14 protein-coding genes, 1 tRNA gene and 1 pseudogene are annotated in these 17616 nt (G+C 69.0%); 12 read left to right on the top strand and 4 right to left on the bottom strand.

Annotated elements, in window-relative coordinates; translation table 11 throughout:
* The 4 genes from MJ797_RS12610 to MJ797_RS12595 form a co-directional block, all read left to right on the top strand.
* Nucleotides 1-2079 (top strand): CHAT domain-containing protein (locus MJ797_RS12610; protein WP_239334531.1); only part of this gene is annotated, 2079 nt, incomplete at its 5' end.
* Nucleotides 2080-2141: 62 nt separating this feature from the next.
* Entirely contained in the window at nucleotides 2142-2567 is a 426-nt protein-coding gene (locus MJ797_RS12605) for a hypothetical protein (protein WP_239334530.1), read from the top strand.
* Nucleotides 2568-2574: 7 nt separating this feature from the next.
* The gene (locus tag MJ797_RS12600; RefSeq protein WP_239334529.1) at nucleotides 2575-3504 is read left to right on the top strand and encodes a hypothetical protein; all 930 of its coding nucleotides are present in this window, start codon (nucleotides 2575-2577) and stop codon (nucleotides 3502-3504) included.
* A 15-nt stretch (nucleotides 3505-3519) separates the two neighbouring features.
* Nucleotides 3520-3786: a hypothetical protein gene (locus MJ797_RS12595; RefSeq protein ID WP_239334528.1), complete on the top strand. Its 267-nt coding sequence runs from the start codon at nucleotides 3520-3522 to the stop codon at nucleotides 3784-3786.
* Between the two features lie 174 nt (nucleotides 3787-3960).
* On the opposite strand, the gene MJ797_RS12590 is transcribed toward MJ797_RS12595, so the two are convergent.
* Complete coding sequence (locus tag MJ797_RS12590) at nucleotides 3961-5037, bottom strand: hypothetical protein (RefSeq protein WP_239334527.1); 1077 nt, start codon at nucleotides 5035-5037, stop codon at nucleotides 3961-3963.
* A 142-nt stretch (nucleotides 5038-5179) separates the two neighbouring features.
* Here MJ797_RS12590 and MJ797_RS12585 point away from each other — a divergent pair, with 142 nt between their 5' ends.
* Together MJ797_RS12585 and MJ797_RS12580 are read left to right on the top strand one after the other, a co-directional pair.
* On the top strand, nucleotides 5180-5380 hold the full coding sequence (locus tag MJ797_RS12585) for a DNA-binding protein (RefSeq protein WP_239334526.1): 201 nt from the start codon (nucleotides 5180-5182) through the stop codon (nucleotides 5378-5380).
* A 110-nt stretch (nucleotides 5381-5490) separates the two neighbouring features.
* Entirely contained in the window at nucleotides 5491-8982 is a 3492-nt protein-coding gene (locus MJ797_RS12580; protein ID WP_239334525.1) for a phosphotransferase, read from the top strand.
* 51 nt (nucleotides 8983-9033) lie between these two features.
* On the opposite strand, the gene MJ797_RS12575 is transcribed toward MJ797_RS12580, so the two are convergent.
* On the bottom strand, nucleotides 9034-9438 hold the full coding sequence (locus MJ797_RS12575) for a hypothetical protein (RefSeq protein WP_239334524.1): 405 nt from the start codon (nucleotides 9436-9438) through the stop codon (nucleotides 9034-9036).
* A gap of 517 nt (nucleotides 9439-9955) precedes the next feature.
* On the opposite strand from MJ797_RS12575, the gene MJ797_RS12570 reads away from it, so the two are divergent.
* The 6 genes and pseudogenes from MJ797_RS12570 to MJ797_RS27480 all read left to right on the top strand — a co-directional run.
* Nucleotides 9956-10144: a hypothetical protein gene (locus tag MJ797_RS12570; protein ID WP_239334523.1), complete on the top strand. Its 189-nt coding sequence runs from the start codon at nucleotides 9956-9958 to the stop codon at nucleotides 10142-10144.
* 68 nt (nucleotides 10145-10212) lie between these two features.
* The gene (locus MJ797_RS12565) at nucleotides 10213-10854 is read left to right on the top strand and encodes a hypothetical protein (RefSeq protein ID WP_239334522.1); all 642 of its coding nucleotides are present in this window, start codon (nucleotides 10213-10215) and stop codon (nucleotides 10852-10854) included.
* Between the two features lie 67 nt (nucleotides 10855-10921).
* Complete coding sequence (locus tag MJ797_RS12560) at nucleotides 10922-11137, top strand: hypothetical protein (protein WP_239334521.1); 216 nt, start codon at nucleotides 10922-10924, stop codon at nucleotides 11135-11137.
* Nucleotides 11138-11328: 191 nt separating this feature from the next.
* Entirely contained in the window at nucleotides 11329-13653 is a 2325-nt protein-coding gene (locus MJ797_RS12555) for a cell division protein FtsK (protein WP_239334520.1), read from the top strand.
* Between the two features lie 589 nt (nucleotides 13654-14242).
* Nucleotides 14243-14695, top strand: coding sequence for a helix-turn-helix domain-containing protein (locus MJ797_RS12550; RefSeq protein WP_239334519.1), 453 nt, complete (start codon nucleotides 14243-14245; stop codon nucleotides 14693-14695).
* A gap of 41 nt (nucleotides 14696-14736) precedes the next feature.
* Nucleotides 14737-15771, top strand: a pseudogene (locus tag MJ797_RS27480) (recombinase family protein); the annotation flags it as partial.
* Nucleotides 15772-16047: 276 nt separating this feature from the next.
* Here MJ797_RS27480 and MJ797_RS12540 read toward each other — a convergent pair.
* Nucleotides 16048-16377 carry a hypothetical protein gene (locus tag MJ797_RS12540; RefSeq protein WP_239334517.1) on the bottom strand — a complete coding sequence of 110 codons (330 nt, stop codon included), beginning with the start codon at nucleotides 16375-16377 and terminating at the stop codon, nucleotides 16048-16050.
* A gap of 139 nt (nucleotides 16378-16516) precedes the next feature.
* Nucleotides 16517-16592: transfer RNA gene (locus MJ797_RS12535), tRNA-Ala, on the bottom strand.
* Between the last annotated feature and the right edge of the window lie 1024 nt (nucleotides 16593-17616).

Here is a 17616-nt window from a genome sequence, read left to right as displayed (position 1 = left end):
ATCACCACCGCCCGGGCCGCGGTGGCGGCCACCCCCACCGACCACCCCAACCGCGCCGGATGGCTGTCCAACCTCGGCATCGCCCTGCGCATCCGGTTTGAGCGGACCGGTGAGCGGGCTGATCTCGATGAGGCGATCGCCGCCGGCCGGGCCGCGGTGGAGGCCACCCCCACCGACCACCCCGACCGCGCCGGATGGCTGTCCAACCTCGGCGGCGCCCTGCGGAACCGGTTCGGGCGGACCGGGGAGCTGGCCGACCTCGACGACGCCATCGCCGCCGGCCGGGCCGCGGTGGAGGCCACTCCCACCGACCACCCCGACCGCGCCATGTACCTGTCCAACCTCGGCGGCGCCCTGCGGAACCGGTTCGGGCGGACCGGGGAGCTGGCCGACCTCGACGCCGCCATCGCCGCCGGCCGGGCCGCGGTGGAGGTCGAGGCTGCCTCGCCGCGGGTGCGGGCGGCAGCGGCACGCGGCTGGGGGCATGCCGCTGGAGCCGGGGGGCGATGGGCTGAGGCAATGGCGGGGTTCGACGCGGCGGTCGGCATGCTGGCCCGGGTGGTACCACGTAGCCTCACGCGCGCCGACCGGGAACATTTACTGGCTGCGATGGGCGGGCTGGCCGCGGACGCGGCGGCCTGCTGCGCCCAGGCGGGCGCGACCGACCGGGCCGTGGAGCTGTTCGAACAGGGACGGGGCGTGCTGCTGGGCCAAGCATTAGACACCCGCACCGACGTGACCGCGCTCGCCGACCGCCACCCGGACATGGCGAGACGCTTTACCGATCTCTGTGAGGAACTCGACCGGGCCGACGAGCCCACGGCGGCAGGGACAACACCGGAGGAGCCATCCGGACAGGCCACGTTCGCCGGCCCTACCGCCGCAGCGGGGACTCGGGCGCAGCGGGAGATGGCGATCGCGGCGTTCGATCGACTGATCACCGAGATCCGCGGGCTGAGCGGCTTCGCGAACTTCTTACAGCCCCCGCCCGCGGCGCAGCTGCAAGCGCTGGCGGCCCGCGGCCCGATCGTGGTCGTCGCGGTCTCCGCGTTCGGCTCCCACGCCCTGCTCCTGACCCGCGCGGGCATCGACCCCGTGCCGTTGCCCGACCTGACACCGGAGGCGGTGTACGACCGGGTGGTCGGCTTCCTCAACGCGCTCACAGCCACCGGTTCGCCCACCACCCAGACCGCCGGACACCAGCGCCTGGACGAGGTCCTCGGCTGGCTGTGGGACAGCCTGGCCGGCCCGGTCCTCGACCGCCTGGGCATCCACACCCCACCCAAGCCGGGACAGCCATGGCCGCAGGTGTGGTGGTGCACCACAGGGCTGCTGTCATTCCTGCCGGTGCACGCCGCCGGCCACCACCACAGCCGCTTCGACCCCACCCCCGCCACGGTCATCGACCGGGTGATCTCCTCCTACACCCCGACGATCCGGGCGCTGACCCACGCCCGCCGCCCCAGCCCGGCAGGCAGCCCGGGGGCGGCCGACGGTGACGGCGCGGGGATGGTGGCGGTGGCGATGCCACATACCCCCGACGCCTCCGACCTGCCCGGCGCCCAGGTCGAGACCACCTGGCTCGCCAAGCACCTCCCCGGCCAGGTCAGCGTGCTCACCGGCGCCGCGGCCACCCAGCCGGCGGTACTGGCCGCCCTGCCGCAGGCCCGGTGGGCGCACTTCGCCTGCCACGGCACCGCCGAAATCGGCGACCCGTCGACCAGCCGGCTACTGCTCCACGACCAGCCACTGAGCGTGGTCGATGTCGCCCGGCTACGGCTCGCTGACGCCGAGCTGGCATTCCTGTCCGCCTGCGAAACCGCCCGCCCCGGGGCACGCCTCACTGACGAGGCGATCCACCTGGCCGCGGCGTTCCAGCTCGCCGGCTACCGCCACGTGATCGGCACACTGTGGCCGATCGGCGACGGGCATGCCGTCGACATCACCCGCTCCATCTACACCGCCATCACCACCACCGGTGACATTGCCAGCGCGGTACACACGACAACCCGCCAGCTACGCAACCGATGGGCGGACCGTCCGTCGGTGTGGGCGTCACACATCCACGTCGGCGGCTGACCCCAGCCCCCGGACCCAGCTATCCAGACCCACACCACCCCAACACACAGGAGAAGGGACCGATGGAGACCGACAGCACCGGGGTGATCGAGGCGGCGCGGGCGATCCGCCCCTATCTGCCGCGTCTACTCGCCCCGGCAGCCGCCCACGCGCTGGACCATCAGCTCGCCGCGGAACTCACCGACCCGGCCGACCCGGCGGCCACTGCCCGTCAGCTGCGGGCGCTGCTCGACGGCCAGGCGGACACCGCCTGGTTCCTCGCCGAGGTCCTGCGCGACGCACCGGACTACCGGCCGCCATACCACCAGCCTCACTACCTGTCCCGGCAGCCCCCCGGCGGCAGGGCCATCCCCCCGGGAGACCCCGGGCCGGTCGGTGGTGCCGCCCGCTTCACCTGCCCGCGGGGCGACTATGTCTGGTACCGGCCCGACGTCGCCACTCCGGTCCCGGCCTGCCCAACCCATCAGACCCCGCTGGTCCGCGGCTGAGCCTGCCGTGCTGACCGCGTTCTGGGAGGCCGCCGGCGGCAAACTCGCCGACCGGTGGGCGGCGGTGTCCATCCCGGCGCTGATGTTCTGGCTGGGTGGACTGGCCGCCTGGACCTACCATCATGGTGGTCTGCACACCCTGAGCACCCACACCACCTGGCTGGACCGCCACAGTACCGCCACCCAGACGGCAGTGATCGTGACGGTGCTGCTTGCCGTCGCCACCTCCGGCGTCGTCGTCGCCCATACCGCCACCCCGGTGCTACGGCTGCTGGAGGGCTACTGGCCCGCTTGGGCCGACCCGCTGCGCCACCGGCTGGCCGGCTGGCTCGCCACCCGGGCCGACGCGGACGCAGGGGAATGGCAGACCGCCTACGACCGGGTCCGCCCCCCGGCTACCCCGGATGCCGCGGAGCTGGCCGCCTACACCCGGCTGGAACGCCGACGCCGACGCCGGCCCGCCGCGGCCGGCTACTTCCTGCCCACCCCGATCGGCAACATCCTGCGAGCGGCCGAACGCCGGCCAGTCGACAAGTACGGCCTGGACACCGTGGTCCTGTGGCCCCGGCTGTGGCCGGCGTTGCCCGAGACGACCCGCGCCGACCTGCTCGCTGCCCGCGCCGGTCTCGACGCCGCGGTGACCGCAGCGGTGTGGGGGCTGCTGTTCTGCGCGTTCGCCCCACTCACCCTGCTGGCCGTCCCGGCCGGCTTGGCCGTCGCCGCGGTCGCGGTGGTCCTGGTCGTACCGGCGCGGGCGCAGCTGTTCGGCGATCTGGTCGAGGCAGCCTACGACCAGCACCGCACCGTCCTCTACCAGCAGCTGCGCTGGCCGTTGCCGGCCAATCCCGCCCAGGAGCGGGAGGCAGGCCGGCGGCTGACCGAATACCTCTGGCGCGGCTCCGATGAGGACACTCCTACCTTCGCCCCACCCCCCTGACCTGTATCACGCTCAGTGACCGCCAGAAAGAGCGACGAAGCCCGCCGGCTGTTCGTGATGGCGGCGGATATCCGCCGGGTGTTGTACCGCCGGGAGCCGGATCGTGTCGATCTGGTAGAAGAGCTGGCGGTCGCGCTTGGCCTACTCGGTGACGCCTGCAGTGAGAATGACGTCCGGAGTGAGATCGCCGGTGAGATACGGTCCTTCCTGGTGTCGTTTGAGGAACGAGGCGTCCTGACCCAGAAAGGACGTGCGGTCTTGGACTGGATACGAGACTGGTAATGCCTCGCCGCCCGCCGGACGATAGCCGCCCGGCACCAGGAATCGGGATCACGGCTACCGGCGTGATGGGGGCCCCGGCCAAACGGCCAGGGCCCCCATCACGCCGGGTTCCTGTCGAGTAGAGCCGGTCCGGCTCGTCCGGCAGTGCCCTGTGGCGGCCCGGGACCGCTCTGGCTACGCGAAGAAACGCCGGGTGATGCCGCCGCCCGCGGTGGGTCCGCGCCATTCACGGAGGCGGTCGGTGAGTTGCCGGCCGAGGCCGATATCACGGTCAGCGATGGTACGGGCAACAGTGTGGTACTGGCCGATCAGGTGGTCGACGGGACGCTGCTGGGAGACGTCGGCGACATCGATGAGTAGTTCCGCCGCCATCTTCGGGTCGTCGTCGAGGACGACCCGAGCGAGTTCCAGCCGGACGTAGGAACGCAGCCCGGTCGCACCAGCCTGGTCGAGGTCGGGCCACGCGGCGATGATGTACGAAGCTGCCTGGGCACGGTCGTCGTACACGTCGGCCTGTCGGGGCTCGGCGTCGGCGAGTTCGTTGTAGCGGGTAGCCATAGACGTGGAGAACTCGGCGGCGGACATACCTTGCTGATGCAGCCCGATCACCCGGGTGGACGGCGCCGCGGTCATGACGTCGGCGGCTTCCCGCAGGACCGACTCGGCGCGTGCGACCTGACGTATGGCGATCAGCGCGCGTGCTTCGGCCTGGACCAGCAGCCGCGCCCAGGCGGGATGGCCATCGAGGCCGTGTCGGGCGGCGAACACCCGGGCGTGCGTGGCGAGGGTGACGGCGAGGACCGGCCGGGCCTGTAACGTTTCATGGATCACCTGCCGGCCCAGCACCCAGAGCTGGGCGACGGGATGGTCTCCCCGGCCGAGGTCGTCGAACGCTTTCTCGTAGAGAGTGTTCGCACGGATGCGGTCGCCGAGATCGAACAGGGCCGCCGCCCTGGTCGCGCCCAGCATGCCGACAGCGGCACACGCCTGGACGTAGTCGCGCGACCCTCGGTCGCAGTCGGCGAGGATCGCCCGCCCGTGCTTGTCGGCGTGGTGCGTCAGGTAGGCGATCTGACGGGCAGGTAGGTACTCGAAGGCTCCGTCGAGGGTGTCGGCGAGGCCACGGAGCTGGTCGGGAGTGGTCGGCTGGGGTATGTCGCCGACGACGCCAGCCGTCACGAGGCCGCTCCCTGCCAGGAGCGCGCGGCGCCGGTCGAGTGTGCCGGTAGCGGGTGGCTGCGCAGCGTCCACGGGCGCCTCCAGGGCGGTTCGTCCCCGCGGGAAGTATGCGGTCGTTCGCGGTGTGCTGTCGAGGCTGCTCGGAGCATGGTCATGCGCGACACGCTAGCCCAGGGCTTCCACCTTGGGAACTCCCCACATGGGAAGTCTTAGCGTGGGGACAGTGGTCTTGATCACGATCAGTGACGTCGCCGTGCTCCTCGGCGGTGTCTCCCGCAAACGCGCCGATCAGATCAGCCGCCGCGACACATTTCCCGCACCTATCGGCACAACACGCAGCGGCCGGGTCTGGGACGACGAACAAGTCCGCGCATGGATCAAAAAATATCGAGATCAGCCATCCACCGACGAATGACCACGTTCACCCACACGCCCCGGCCGAGATCGAAAACCCCCGTTCCATAAACCCCGCATCCGCCGAACGGCACCAGGCATGTGACAGCCGACCAGCATCAGGAGTGCGCCATGGTCCCCGCGCCGAGATTCCGTCGCGTCGCCGCCTTACAACGGGAATTCGTCGACCGGGAACCGATCCTCGAAGCCTTCGCCACCGCACTCGAACACCCCGGCAGCGGGCCTCGCATCCTGAACCTCACCGGCGTCGGTGGCATCGGGAAGTCCCGGCTCCTGCGCGAACTGACCGACCGCGCCCACGCAACCCACCACACCGCCACCCTCGACCTCCAGATACCAGCGATGCGCCAGCAGGAAGACGCCCTCGCGGTACTCCGGGGCGACCTCGGCACCCAGGGCGTCCACTTCGACCGGTTCGACATCGCCTACACCGTGCTGTGGCAACGCCTCCACCCGCACCTACGGCTGGACAAAGCCGAGCTGCCGTTCCTGGACGGCAGCTCCATTCTCACCGACGTCATCGACACGGTCGCCGGCCTCCCGTTCTTCGGCACGGCGCGTGGTCTGGTCCGGATCCTGGAACGCGGCTCGTCCGACGTCCGCCGCCGGATGCGGGTACGACGAGACAGCACCCTGCAAACCCTCGACGACCTACCGAACAGCGACCTCGCCGACGCCGTGACCTACCTGTTCGCCGCCGACCTACGCGACAGCAGCACCGACACGTCATACGTGCTGTTCATCGACAGCTACGAGGCGCTGGTCCCCGCGCCCATCCGGTCCGGCCGTGCGCACCTGGCCGACAGCTGGCTACGGGACCTGTGCGCCCAGCTGGACACCGGACTGGTCGTCATCGCCAGCCGCGAACCGCTGCGCTGGGAGACCGACGACTCCGAATGGGCCGACGTCGTGCGGGAACACGATATCGACGGCCTCCCGATGGCCGCCCGCCTCACCCTGCTCGAAACCGGTGGGATCACCGACCCGGCCCACCAGCGCACCGTCGCCGAGGCGAGCGCGGGCCTGCCGTTCTACCTCCACCTGGCCGTCGACACCTACGAGCAGACCGCCGGCACCGACCACACGGCCGTGTCGCGGTCTCAGTCGCAGATCCTCGCCCGGTTCCTCGAGCACGTCGCCGCCGACGAGATCCGGACCATGGAGGTCCTCAGCCCGGCCCGGCTGTTCGACTACGAGGTCTTCCGGCTGCTGACCGTGCGGTTCCACCTGCCCGGCGACCGGCTCGCCTGGGAGTCCCTGACCGCGTACTCGTTCGTCTACCCCGCCGGTGACGCGCTGCGTTTCCACCAGCTCATGAGCGCGGCCCTGGCCGCCCGCCTGCCCGTCGGGGTCACCCACGACGTCCATACCGCCCTGCGCGCCCTGTGGGACCAGCGGGCCACTGCGTTCACCGCCGAGGGAGACGGGCCCGCGCATGCCCGGGCGCTACGCGAAGCGGTCTTCCACGGCCTGGCCGCCGGCAGTATCAGCGGCGCCGAACTACTCGACTACGCCGACCGGGCCGTGCGCTATGGCGGTCACAGCGCCGCCGCCGGGCTCACCAACGACCTGCGCACCCGGCTGACACTCGGATCACCCGGCGATGTCGGTGACCTACCCGACACGCTGGTGTGCCTGGAAGCCGAAGCCGCTGTCCGGCTCGGCCACGCCCCCACCGCGCTGCGTCTCGCCGTCGGGCCCGCCGCCGCGGCCGACCTCACCGCGGCGGTCGGCGCCCGCCTCGCGGTCGCCGCCGCCCATGGCCAGCGCATCGCCGGGGACACCCGGACCGCTCTCGCGCTGTTCACCCGGGTGTGGGAGCAGGCCACCGGCGCGCCCCGGTTACAGGCGGGGCTGTGGGCCTGTGACCTGCACATGGCCCAGGGCCGTTTCCGCGACGCCGATGCCCTCGCCGACGCCCTCGACGCGCTCACCCCCACCGACGACACCGAGTTCCGCGGTCATATCGCCCGGTTACGTCACCTCGCCGCCCGCTTCGCGTTCGACGTCGAGACCGCCGGCCGCCACCTCGACGAAGCCACCGCTTTCTACCAGGCCTCCGGCAGCACCCTCGGTCTCGCCGACCTGGACACCAACCGCGCGGAACTCCTCTGCCTCACCGACGCCCACCAGGCGATCGACGCCGCGGCCCGAGCCATCGCAGTCCACCGCGACATCGGTGCCCGCCACGAACTCGGCAAGGCCTACACCGCGCTGGCCGTCGCCCGGCTCCGGCTCGGTGACCTCGACGCGGCCGACGCCGCGCTCCACACCGCCCGCGACGTCCTCGACCAGGCCGGGTACCGTTCCGGCCGGGCCCGCGCCGAGCTCTACACCGGGCTGCTGCACGCCCGGCGCGGCTGGATGGACGAAGCCGTCACCGCGCTGCGCCACACCGTCGAGGAACTCGAAGCCGCCGATGTCTACCCCACCATTATCCTGTTCGCCGCCCATGCCCTGAACCGTCTGGGGATCACCGACGCCACCGTCACCGCCGCCGCCGGCCGGGCCCGAACGGCGATACAGCCCCGTAGCACCCTCGACGCGATCGACACGCCCCTGCGTGCCTACACCGCCGAGATCCTCGACGGCCACGTCTGGACACCCGACGAGCTGTACCGGGCGGCGCTCGCCCGCACCGAGGCGGCGTCGGGTTTCTACCACGACAACGTCCGGCTCGACACCCCGACCGGCCCGGTGATCGTCCGTATTCCCATCCCGGGAAGCGACGTGATGGACCTGGCCATCTGGGCGGAACCCGCGGTGCTGCGCGCCGTCCGTACCAGGGTCGCCCACGCCCCCCGGCTCCTGCACACCCAGGACGACCCCCGTTTCCAGGTCCATGCGTTCATCGACGGGCAGCTCCTCGACGATCTCGCCCCGCGCGGGGTCCGTGTCCCGTCCCACGTCCTCGACGACGTCGCCGACCTGTTCGGACAGCTCGGTGCCATCCCCCGCGACCGCATACCGGCCGTCCCACCGGGCTGGCCCGCCGACGGCGACACCGGCGGGTTCGCCGGCCGGCTGTCCGCGGTCACCGCTGACGTCCACACCCGTTTTCTGCCCGCGTTCGGCGCTTTGTTCGCTGACCTCGGCATGCCCGTCGAACCCCTCACCACGATCGGACACGGCTGGGCCCGGTTGCGGCCCCGGCCGTTCCGGCTCCTGCACACCGATATCCACCGCAAGAACATGATCCTTGCGGATGGGCGGACCTATTTCCTTGACTGGGAGTTGGCGCTGTGGGGCGACCCTGTCTATGATCTCGCCGTCCATCTCCACAAGACCGCCTACCAGCCCGACGAGCACAACACCCTCCTGGACCGCTGGGCGCGCGCCGTGCCCGGCGCGGCGTCCGACGGCTGGCAGACAGACCTCCCGATCTACCTCGCCCACGAACGCGTGAAGTCCGCGGTCGTCGACACCGTCCGTTACACCAAACTGCTCACCGGCCCCCCGCTGCCCGCCGGGCAGCGACAGGCACTCCTCGACAAACTCGTCGGCAAGCTCACCGCCGCCCACCAGGTATGGCAGACCCGCCGGCCCCGGACCGACCTCGACACCGTCACCGCGCACATCGCCCGCTGGGCCGCCAGCCGCTGACCCCGTCATACGCGCGACGGGGCCGCTCCTGTACGGGAGCGGCCCCGTTCCTCAGTCGAGCCCCCGGATCCGCCGGTAGATCTCGAGCGCGAGTTCGGTCACGAACGCCTGCTCATAGCGCCGTTCCGACCGGAACGTCACCGGCTGAATCTCCAAGACGTCAGCGGCATGTCGGCGACGATTCGACAGGGTCATCCCGGATGTGCCCGTCCGGAGACACAACATGATCGACATGATGCGGTCAACCGGCGAGTCGAGAGCGTCGACCGCCTGCGCGATCAGGTTGGAAGCCTCCAACGCCCGTTCCGCGACGTGGCGATCAGCGCCAGTCGGGACCGGGCAGAGGACATCGACGAGGGTTGGATGATCCAGAAGCGAACGGGCGCGGGCGCCGTGGCGCAGCGCGCGCCGTAGTTCGGTGCGGAGCTCGTCGAAGTCAACGGGCGGTGTGTGCATCGGGTGTCGACAGGGGCCTTCGTGGCCCCCAGCGGCGTCCCCCGTCGGTTCGCCTCCTTCCTGAGGACTCGCGGTGTCCCGGACCGTGCCGGGGGACGTATTCCGTCCGGGACAGCACAGAAGTATGCCATGTTTGGCGCCCAACCACCACTTTTGGCGCCGTTTACCGACGACAGCGTCCACTTACCGGCCTTCTACGCCGGTCGCCGCCGCGTCTGCCCGGCCGGACGGGCAGACACCCTGAGCTGGGCGGATGCCCCGCGGCCAGCGGTTTCCCCACACTTCTCCAGCAGTCCCGCCGCACCTCGCCCCGCACTTTCCCCGCATCTTTCCGCCGTTCCCCGGCGCTATCCCAGCAGGAATCAAGCGGTTTCACCCGGTGAATTCCAGCAGGTGACCGGAGCACCATAGGCAGTGTCCACAAAGGCCGCTACGGAACGACCGCGAACCGACGAAAGAAAACCGGACGCGCCGTCTGGACCCGGCCGACGCCTGCTCACGACCTGGAGATTCTCCCATGCCGCGCTACTACTATCGGTCGCCACTGGGGACCATCACCCGTTGGATTGCCGGCACCGCAGCCCTCATTCTTTTCTTCACCGGCCTCCAATGGGTGCTTGTTGAACTCCTCCCGACCATCCTGCCGTTCCTGCTCGTCGGCATCCTCGTCGTCACCGTTTTCTGGGCGGTCAACCAGCTTCGCTGAACCCTCTCGGAAAGCGCCGACCGCGACGACAGAAACCCGAGGAATCTTAAGAAAGAGATGATGTTCGTATGACTCAAGCCGATGACGGCCTGAACGCTTCTTTCATCACGGCCGACGACCTGCGCAACCGGGCCGAACGCGCATCGACGCACCTGGACGATCTGTTCCGCCTGTCCACGCTCGTTCACGAGATACGGCTAGACACCGATCATCCGGTCGTGTCGGCCGCGTTGGGCATGGTCAGCGAGCATCTGTCCACGCTGACACCACAGGCGTTCGCGGTCGCCGAGTACGCCCGTGATGCCGCGGTAGCAGGCGCGCTGACCGGGGAGCCTCCGCAGGGAGACAACCTGAACCGGCCGGAGCTCACCATCGCTGACCTGCGCGCCCGGACCAGGCGTGCCAGCGTCCGCGTCGACATCGCCGCACGGTTGCTCGAGCATGTCAGCACCCACGCGGAGCAGTGCGACGACCCGACCGAACGGGCGGCCTGGTGGCGCCTGTTCGCCATCGCCGCGAACGACTCCACCCGCGCCTACCGGGCCAGCAACCGAGCCTGGAACGCTTACACCACCGCCCGCGACGCCGACGCCGGGACCAGCGACGGCACGCCCGGCACGGACAACGCCACTCCTGACATCGACCTGGAGTCGGCCGATGCCGCCCGCATGCCCGGCTTGGACCCGGACAACCCGCGTACCCACGGCTGACACCCCGCGGCCTGTTTCACCTTCCCGGCACGACTCCCTTTTTCTCTTCCGAAAGGCGGGCTGTCCCGTGACTGCTCTTCTGGGACTCGCTGCCCTTGTTCTTCCACTGGCCCTTGCGGCGCGTTCACGCCGTCTTTCACTGCTCGCCGGAATCCTGTGTGTCGTGGTCGGTTACTACCTCGCCGCGTCCGGCACGGCCGCCGTCATGCGACAAGAAATCACCGATGCCCTGTCGTTCGCCGTCGGTCATTTTTCCCGGCTGATTCCCGATATCGCACCGTGACCTGAACCATCCACGAGTGCCGGGCGCCCGATGAAAAAACCGTCATTCCTCGTTCTTTCCGTGCGGTTCCTTTCGTGCGCCCGGCACACCCTATCCACCAGATGCGCTTGCCATCACAGGAGCGTGGATGGACACCTCCCTCGTGCTCGACCTGTTCGCCGGAGCCAACAGATGGTCAATGGAGAGCCACGATGACGACTGACGACCCCCGCGCGCCACTGGTGCCGGCCGATCCCGGTTCGCCGACCGACCGGCTGCCCGTCCCGGTCGATCGACCCGACGGGTGGCTGCCCGACCTGACCGGCTACCACGCCACATCCCCGACCCCGCCGCACGACGGAGCCACGACCGGCCCGCCCGACACCGACGCGACCAGCGATGGCGGCTCGCAGCTTGTGGAGCCCTACCGGCCCGCGGCGTCTCCGGAGCCGACAGGATCCATCCGTTTCACGTCGAGTTACGACATACCCCTGGACGCTGTACCCGACCCGACCGCCCGGCCGGTACCGGTCGACATCGCCGACACCACGGCGACCGGTCGACGGTGGTCCGACGGCGAACGCCAGCCGATCATCCCGTCCGGTCTGCGCCGTGGCTCCCTGGCGCCGACCGTGCGGCACACGGCCGGGCATCTCACCCATGTGGCCGCGTTCCACGCCGTCCGGCTGCCCTGGTACACGCTGCTGACCACCTGGACGGCAGCGGTCGGCGCCGCTCGTCTGATCGACAGGCAACGCCGCTGGTGGTGGTGCACCGAGGCCGCCGTCCTGCTGCACACGACCGCCGAGGCCGCTGACCCGGCTTCCTGGCTGAAGCTGCACCGTGAGGTCCGAGCCACCCGCCTACGACGCGGCCTGACGCTCGCCGTTGAGTTCTTCGCCTTCGGATGGGGCTTGCTCTGGCTACCTGCTGTCGTCGATGTCCTGCCGTGGCTGGTCACGCTGCTTCTCGGCGGGACGGCACTTGTCGTCCTGGCCCGGTTCGGACGGCCCGCTGGTCGTCCGCTCCTGCCCTCCGCGGTGGTGACCCCCCGCTACCGGCGGTTGACAGCCGATGTGGTGCTACGCGCCTACTACGCCGCGCGACTCGGCATGCCGGACAAACCCGGCCAACAGATCGAGTTCGGCTCCCCGATGTCGCGCGACGGCGAAGGCTCCCGCGTCCTGGTCGACCTCCCCTACGGGAAGGGCTTCGGCGACGCGGTCCGCGCCCGAGACGCGATCGCCTCCGGACTGGACGTCGCGACCGCACAGGTGTTCTTGACCCGCGACCCGACCTCGCACCGCCGGCACGGGCTGTGGGTCGCCGACCGTGATCCCCTCGCCGTCCCGGCAGGACGCACACCGCTACTGGCCTGCACACCCACCGACATCTGGACACCGGCGCCGTTCGGCGTCGACGAACGCGGCAGCGCGGTCACCATCGACCTGATGTTCACCTCGATCCTCGTCGGTGCGCAGCCCCGGCAGGGTAAAACCTTCGCCCTGCGCGCGTTGGCGCTATACGCGGCGCTCGACCCGTACGTGACGATCAGCGTGTTCGACGGGGGTGGGAAACCCGACTGGCGACGCTTCGCCCTGGTCGCGGACCGGTGTTCCTTCGGGCTCGCCCCGACCCGTGACGGCGACCCCGTCGAAACGCTCATCGACACGCTACGGGCGATCAAAGAAGATGTCCGGCAACGCTACGTGCGCCTGTCCGACCTGCCGTCCGACGTCTGCCCGGAGGGCAAACTCACCCGGGCGATCGCCCGTAACCTCGACTACGGCATGCCCGTTCACCTCCTGCTGCTCGACGAGTTCCAGGAGTACTTCAACACCGGCAACCCAGCCGCCGACCAGGAGATAGCCGACCTGCTCGTCTACCTTGTCCGGGTCGCCCCCGCCGCCGGTGTCCTGCTCGGCGACGCCACCCAACGTCCCTCCGGGATCGGCAGCGGGGGCGACGTCGCCCGGAAGTTCACCGACTTCCGGGACAACCACCTCATCCGCTTCGCGCTACGGACCGGCTCCTGGCAGGTCAGTGACCTTGTCCTGGGCGCCGGTGCCTACTCCGAAGGGCTCGACTCCTCCACCCTGCTCCCGCAGTACAAAGGCGTCGGCATCCTGCGCGGAGCGAGCGAGGCCAACCCGACCGTCCGGACCTTCCTGGCCGATGCCCAGGACGCCGAAAAGATCCTCACCACCGGCCGGGCACTCCGCGAACGACTCGGCACCCTGTCGGGCCACGCCGCCGGACAGACCACCGTCCGCACGCCCCGTAACGTGCTCGCCGATGTCGCCACGCTGCTTGCGCCCGGTGAATCCGGGCTGCACTGGGCCGACCTCGCCGCCCGGCTGGCCACCCGCTTCCCGGAGCATTACACCGACATCACCGCCGATGCGATCAGCGCACAGCTACGTGATCTCGGGGTGCCCTCGGCGAACGTCCGTGCCGGCGGTCTGGTCCGCCGCGGCGCCCGCGCCACCGACATCACGGCCGCCGTCCGGCGTGCCGACCCGGCCAGCGACGGGTAGCACGCACCGGGTCGCTGTAGCGCCAACGCTACAACCCCCGCTACCCTCGCACCCCTTCCGACCAGCGCAAACAGTCGGCTGTAGCAGGTAGCAGCACCCGGCGGTCCACCCCCGAAACCCGGCCCGGAGCCACACCGGCACCCCACCCGGCCGCTACACGCTACAGCCCGACACCCCGGGGCCACGCCCGTGCAAAGCAACCGGCCAAGCGTCAGACAACCGTGCGGACGCCCCTGCCGATACACGCGACCACCTGTGCCGCTCCCTTTGCTTCCTGCCTCTCCAGTCCGGAGGTTTTCGGCTTGGCACGCCCTCGCGTCATCGTTGTTGCCCATCCGCGCAAAGAAATTGATCTTCGCGTGTTCGCGGGCGCACTGCTGCTGTGGGCTACAGACATGACGATCGACAACACAGCATCGTCCACTGACGCGCGGAACATCCGACCCACACGCCGCAACCGGCTCCGCCCGACCAAGAACCGCCGCACCGAGCCCAGTAGCAGCGGCCAACAGTGATACCAGGACAGGACTGTTTACAAAACGAACCGTGATCTTTTATCGTGTCGTGGGACGAGGAAGGAAAGACGCCCATGACCCCGATCGATGATCCGGACGAACGCCTGTCCGACGCGGTGACGCTCGGTGCATATCTGCGCAGGAAACGACAGGAAGCGGGGCTGTCCCTGCGACAACTGGCCGCACGTACGGGAGTGAGCCACTCCTATCTCTCCCGCGTCGAGTATGGCGACTACCACCACCCGGCACCCGGCACCCTCCAACGCATCGCGCACGTCCTGGGCATCGACCACACAGACCTGTTCGCGCTCGCCGGCTACATCCCTCCGGAAACACTTCCAACATTCGCCGCCTACCTTGCCGCGAAGTACGAGATGCCCGACCAGGCAACCAACGAACTCCGGGCGCTGTTCAAGGATATCTGTCGCAGATACCCGGTACGCGAACGCGACCCCGCGCCGAAAACTCCCACGGAGCAGCCCGAGTCGACATATCCGCATCACGATGAACAGGAGCCGCAGCCGTGACCCGTCCGCAACGTGACATACCGCTGGACCTTCCTACCAGTATGACGACCGCCAAGCCAGTCCCTGTTGTCGGCGACGGCACGCGACGGCTGCGGTCAATCCTCTATCTGCGCGTGTCAGGGAAAGATCAGGTCAACACCGACTACGACCCCGAAGGCATCTCGCTACCCGCGCAGCGACGCAAGACCCGTGAAAAGGCCCAGCAGCTCAACACCGACGTAGTCGGCGAGTACATCGAACCCGGCAGGTCCGCCTACAAGGACCTGGAGAAGCGCGAAGCGTTCCGTCAGATGCTCGACCGGATCGAACGCGAGCGTGACGTCGACATGGTCATCGTGTACCAGCTGTCCCGTTTTGCTCGTAACCGCTACGAAGACGCGATCTTCTCCATGGCGCTACGACGTCTCGGTGTCCAACTCGTCTCCGCGACGGAGAACATCGACGAGTCACCGGTCGGCATGCTTGTCCACGGCATCCTGTCGTCGGTCAACGAGTTCCAGTCCGCTGCCAGCGGGAAGGACATCAGTTTCAAGATGTCCGAGAAAGCCCGCAAAGGCGGAACACCCGGCCTGGCACCCATCGGGTATCTCAACATCCGTGAACGCTTCGACGGCCGAGAAATCCGATCAATCAGCCTTGACCCCGACCGGTGGGAACACGTCCGATGGGCCTGGGAGGAATTCGCCACCGGCCGCTACACCCTCGCCAGCATGACCACAGCCCTCCAGGCCCGAGGCCTGACCAACCGCGCCACCACGAAATACCCGGAACGGCCCCTGAACAAATCCCACGTCCACAAGATACTCACCAACCCCTACTACATCGGGTGTGTCCGGTTCGACGGCGTTCTCTACGAGAACGGACGCCACCCTGTCTTCATCAGCCGCGAGACGTTCGACCAGGTTCAAGCCGTTCTTCGGGCACGGAATAAAACCGGAGACAAACCACAGCGACACTTCCATCACTTGAAAGGATCGCTGTTCTGCGGAGAGTGCGGCTCCCGGATGGGAATCATCAACGCGACCGGCCGATGGGGCGGGATCTACCCATACTTCTACTGTCTCGGCCGCCAACGCGACACCCGTTCCTGCACCCAGCCCTACGTCCGCGTCGAACTCGTCGAACGGGAAGTCGAACAATGGTGGACCCGCGTCAGCCTCACCGACACCCAGCGCGCCCACATCCGCAGCCTCGTGGTCGCCGCCGCCCGCACGATCGCCACCCACGGCCACGCCGAAGCCACCCGCCAGAAGAAGAAAATCATCAGCCTGGACGAGGAACGCCGCAAGCTCCTACGTCTTCACCTCAATGACACAGTCGACGAAGATCTTTTCAAGGAGGAACAAGAGCGGCTACGCCGCGCGCTCGACGCCGCCCGCCGGGTCCTCGACACCTGCCAGGCTCAGTGGAAGACCATTGAAGACGCCATCGACCGAATCATGCTGCTCTGCGAGGACAGCCACACGCTCTACCGCACCGCGCCCGACAGCGTGAAACAGCAGCTCAACCAGGCCACCTTCCACCGCTTCTACGTCCTGGGACACACCCTCGCGGGCGCTGATCCGTGCAGCCCCCTCGCTCAGCTCCTCGCCGAGGATCTCGACGTCCGTCTCGCCCGTGAGACACGAAGCCTCATCGAGGACACCCAAGATCCTGAGAACGCGGCGGAGACCGACCGGCACGACGACGACCCCGGCCCACACGGGCAGGCGCCGAGCCTCGCCGGCCGCATGCCCCAGCAGCGGCCCTACGGCCCGCTTCCCATCGAAAAAGATCAACCCCGGTCGACCAAGATCAACCGGGGTTCAAACATGGCAACTCTGGTGGAGACGCGGGGATTTGAACCCCGAACCCCTGCCTTGCAAAGGCAGTGCTCTGCCAATTGAGCTACGCCCCCGGTAGGCGACACGACGCCCTTCGGGAAATCCCCTCTAAGGGTACGGCACGCCGCGGCCAGCCGGGCAACCGGTGGCAGACGGCGAGGGCGCGGGTTGTGCTCCACGGGAGCACCACCCGCGCTTCATCCCACAGCCATCTACCGGGATCAGGGAACGCAGGGCGCAAGACCCAGGGAACGCAGGAGAGATCCGGCAAAATTGGAATCTTCCGGGCAGGAAGGAGCCGGTTCGGGCCCCGGCGAAGCCGGGCTGGACGAGTCGCTCCCCCGCATCAGCACGGCCACACCAGCTGTCGTGCCTGGCTCTGGGGACACCGAGGGCGGCACCGCCGGGGTGGGCGCCACGGTCGATACGGTGCTCCCTGAGCCCATCGGCTCGTCGCTGCGCGGACCGAGGCCAGCCGGCGGTGTCGGTGCTTCAACCGGTACAGACACGGACGTCGCGCCGGCCGCCGCCATCCTTGGGCCGTCATCCGAGTGGGCTGGCGGTCGCGTGGCCATGGCCGATGCCGTCGCCACCGCGTCCCGTGCGTCCTGTCCGGGAAGACCCACGACATCGGGTACGGGTGTTGCCACTCCGGCCGTCCCTTCACCTGATGCGCCAGGACGGGCCACGGTCGCCGCGTGCTGCCCGCCGCCCGATAGGACAGCCGAGACAACAAGCAGAACAATAGCTGCGAATCCTCCTAAACCAGCACCAACGGCAACCTCGCGAGGCCGCGGGGTGCCGTCATCCGATCCGCTGGAGCGGACCAGGCGCCGTGATTCGCCAACGCGCAAGCTGCTGTTGCTTGTCATCCGTCCCCTTCACGCCCGGAGCCACCTTCCAGGCGCCCGGTTCGATCCCGGGCGTCCCCATCCGACAAGCAGATCTCACAACGCTTTGCCTACAAAGTAGGCACAAACAGTAAGGAGACCCAAAGGTTGCCAAAGGGAACTCAACCACAACACTACTACCAGTGGGTTAATCCCTCGAAACCGAGAACGGGAGCAGCAGAGCGGAAGCCTCAAGGATCAGGGGGCG

This window comes from Protofrankia sp. CiP3, from assembly GCF_917627345.1.
Lineage (GTDB): Bacteria > Actinomycetota > Actinomycetes > Frankiales > Frankiaceae > Protofrankia.
This window is presented reverse-complemented; position numbering and strand designations above follow the sequence as displayed.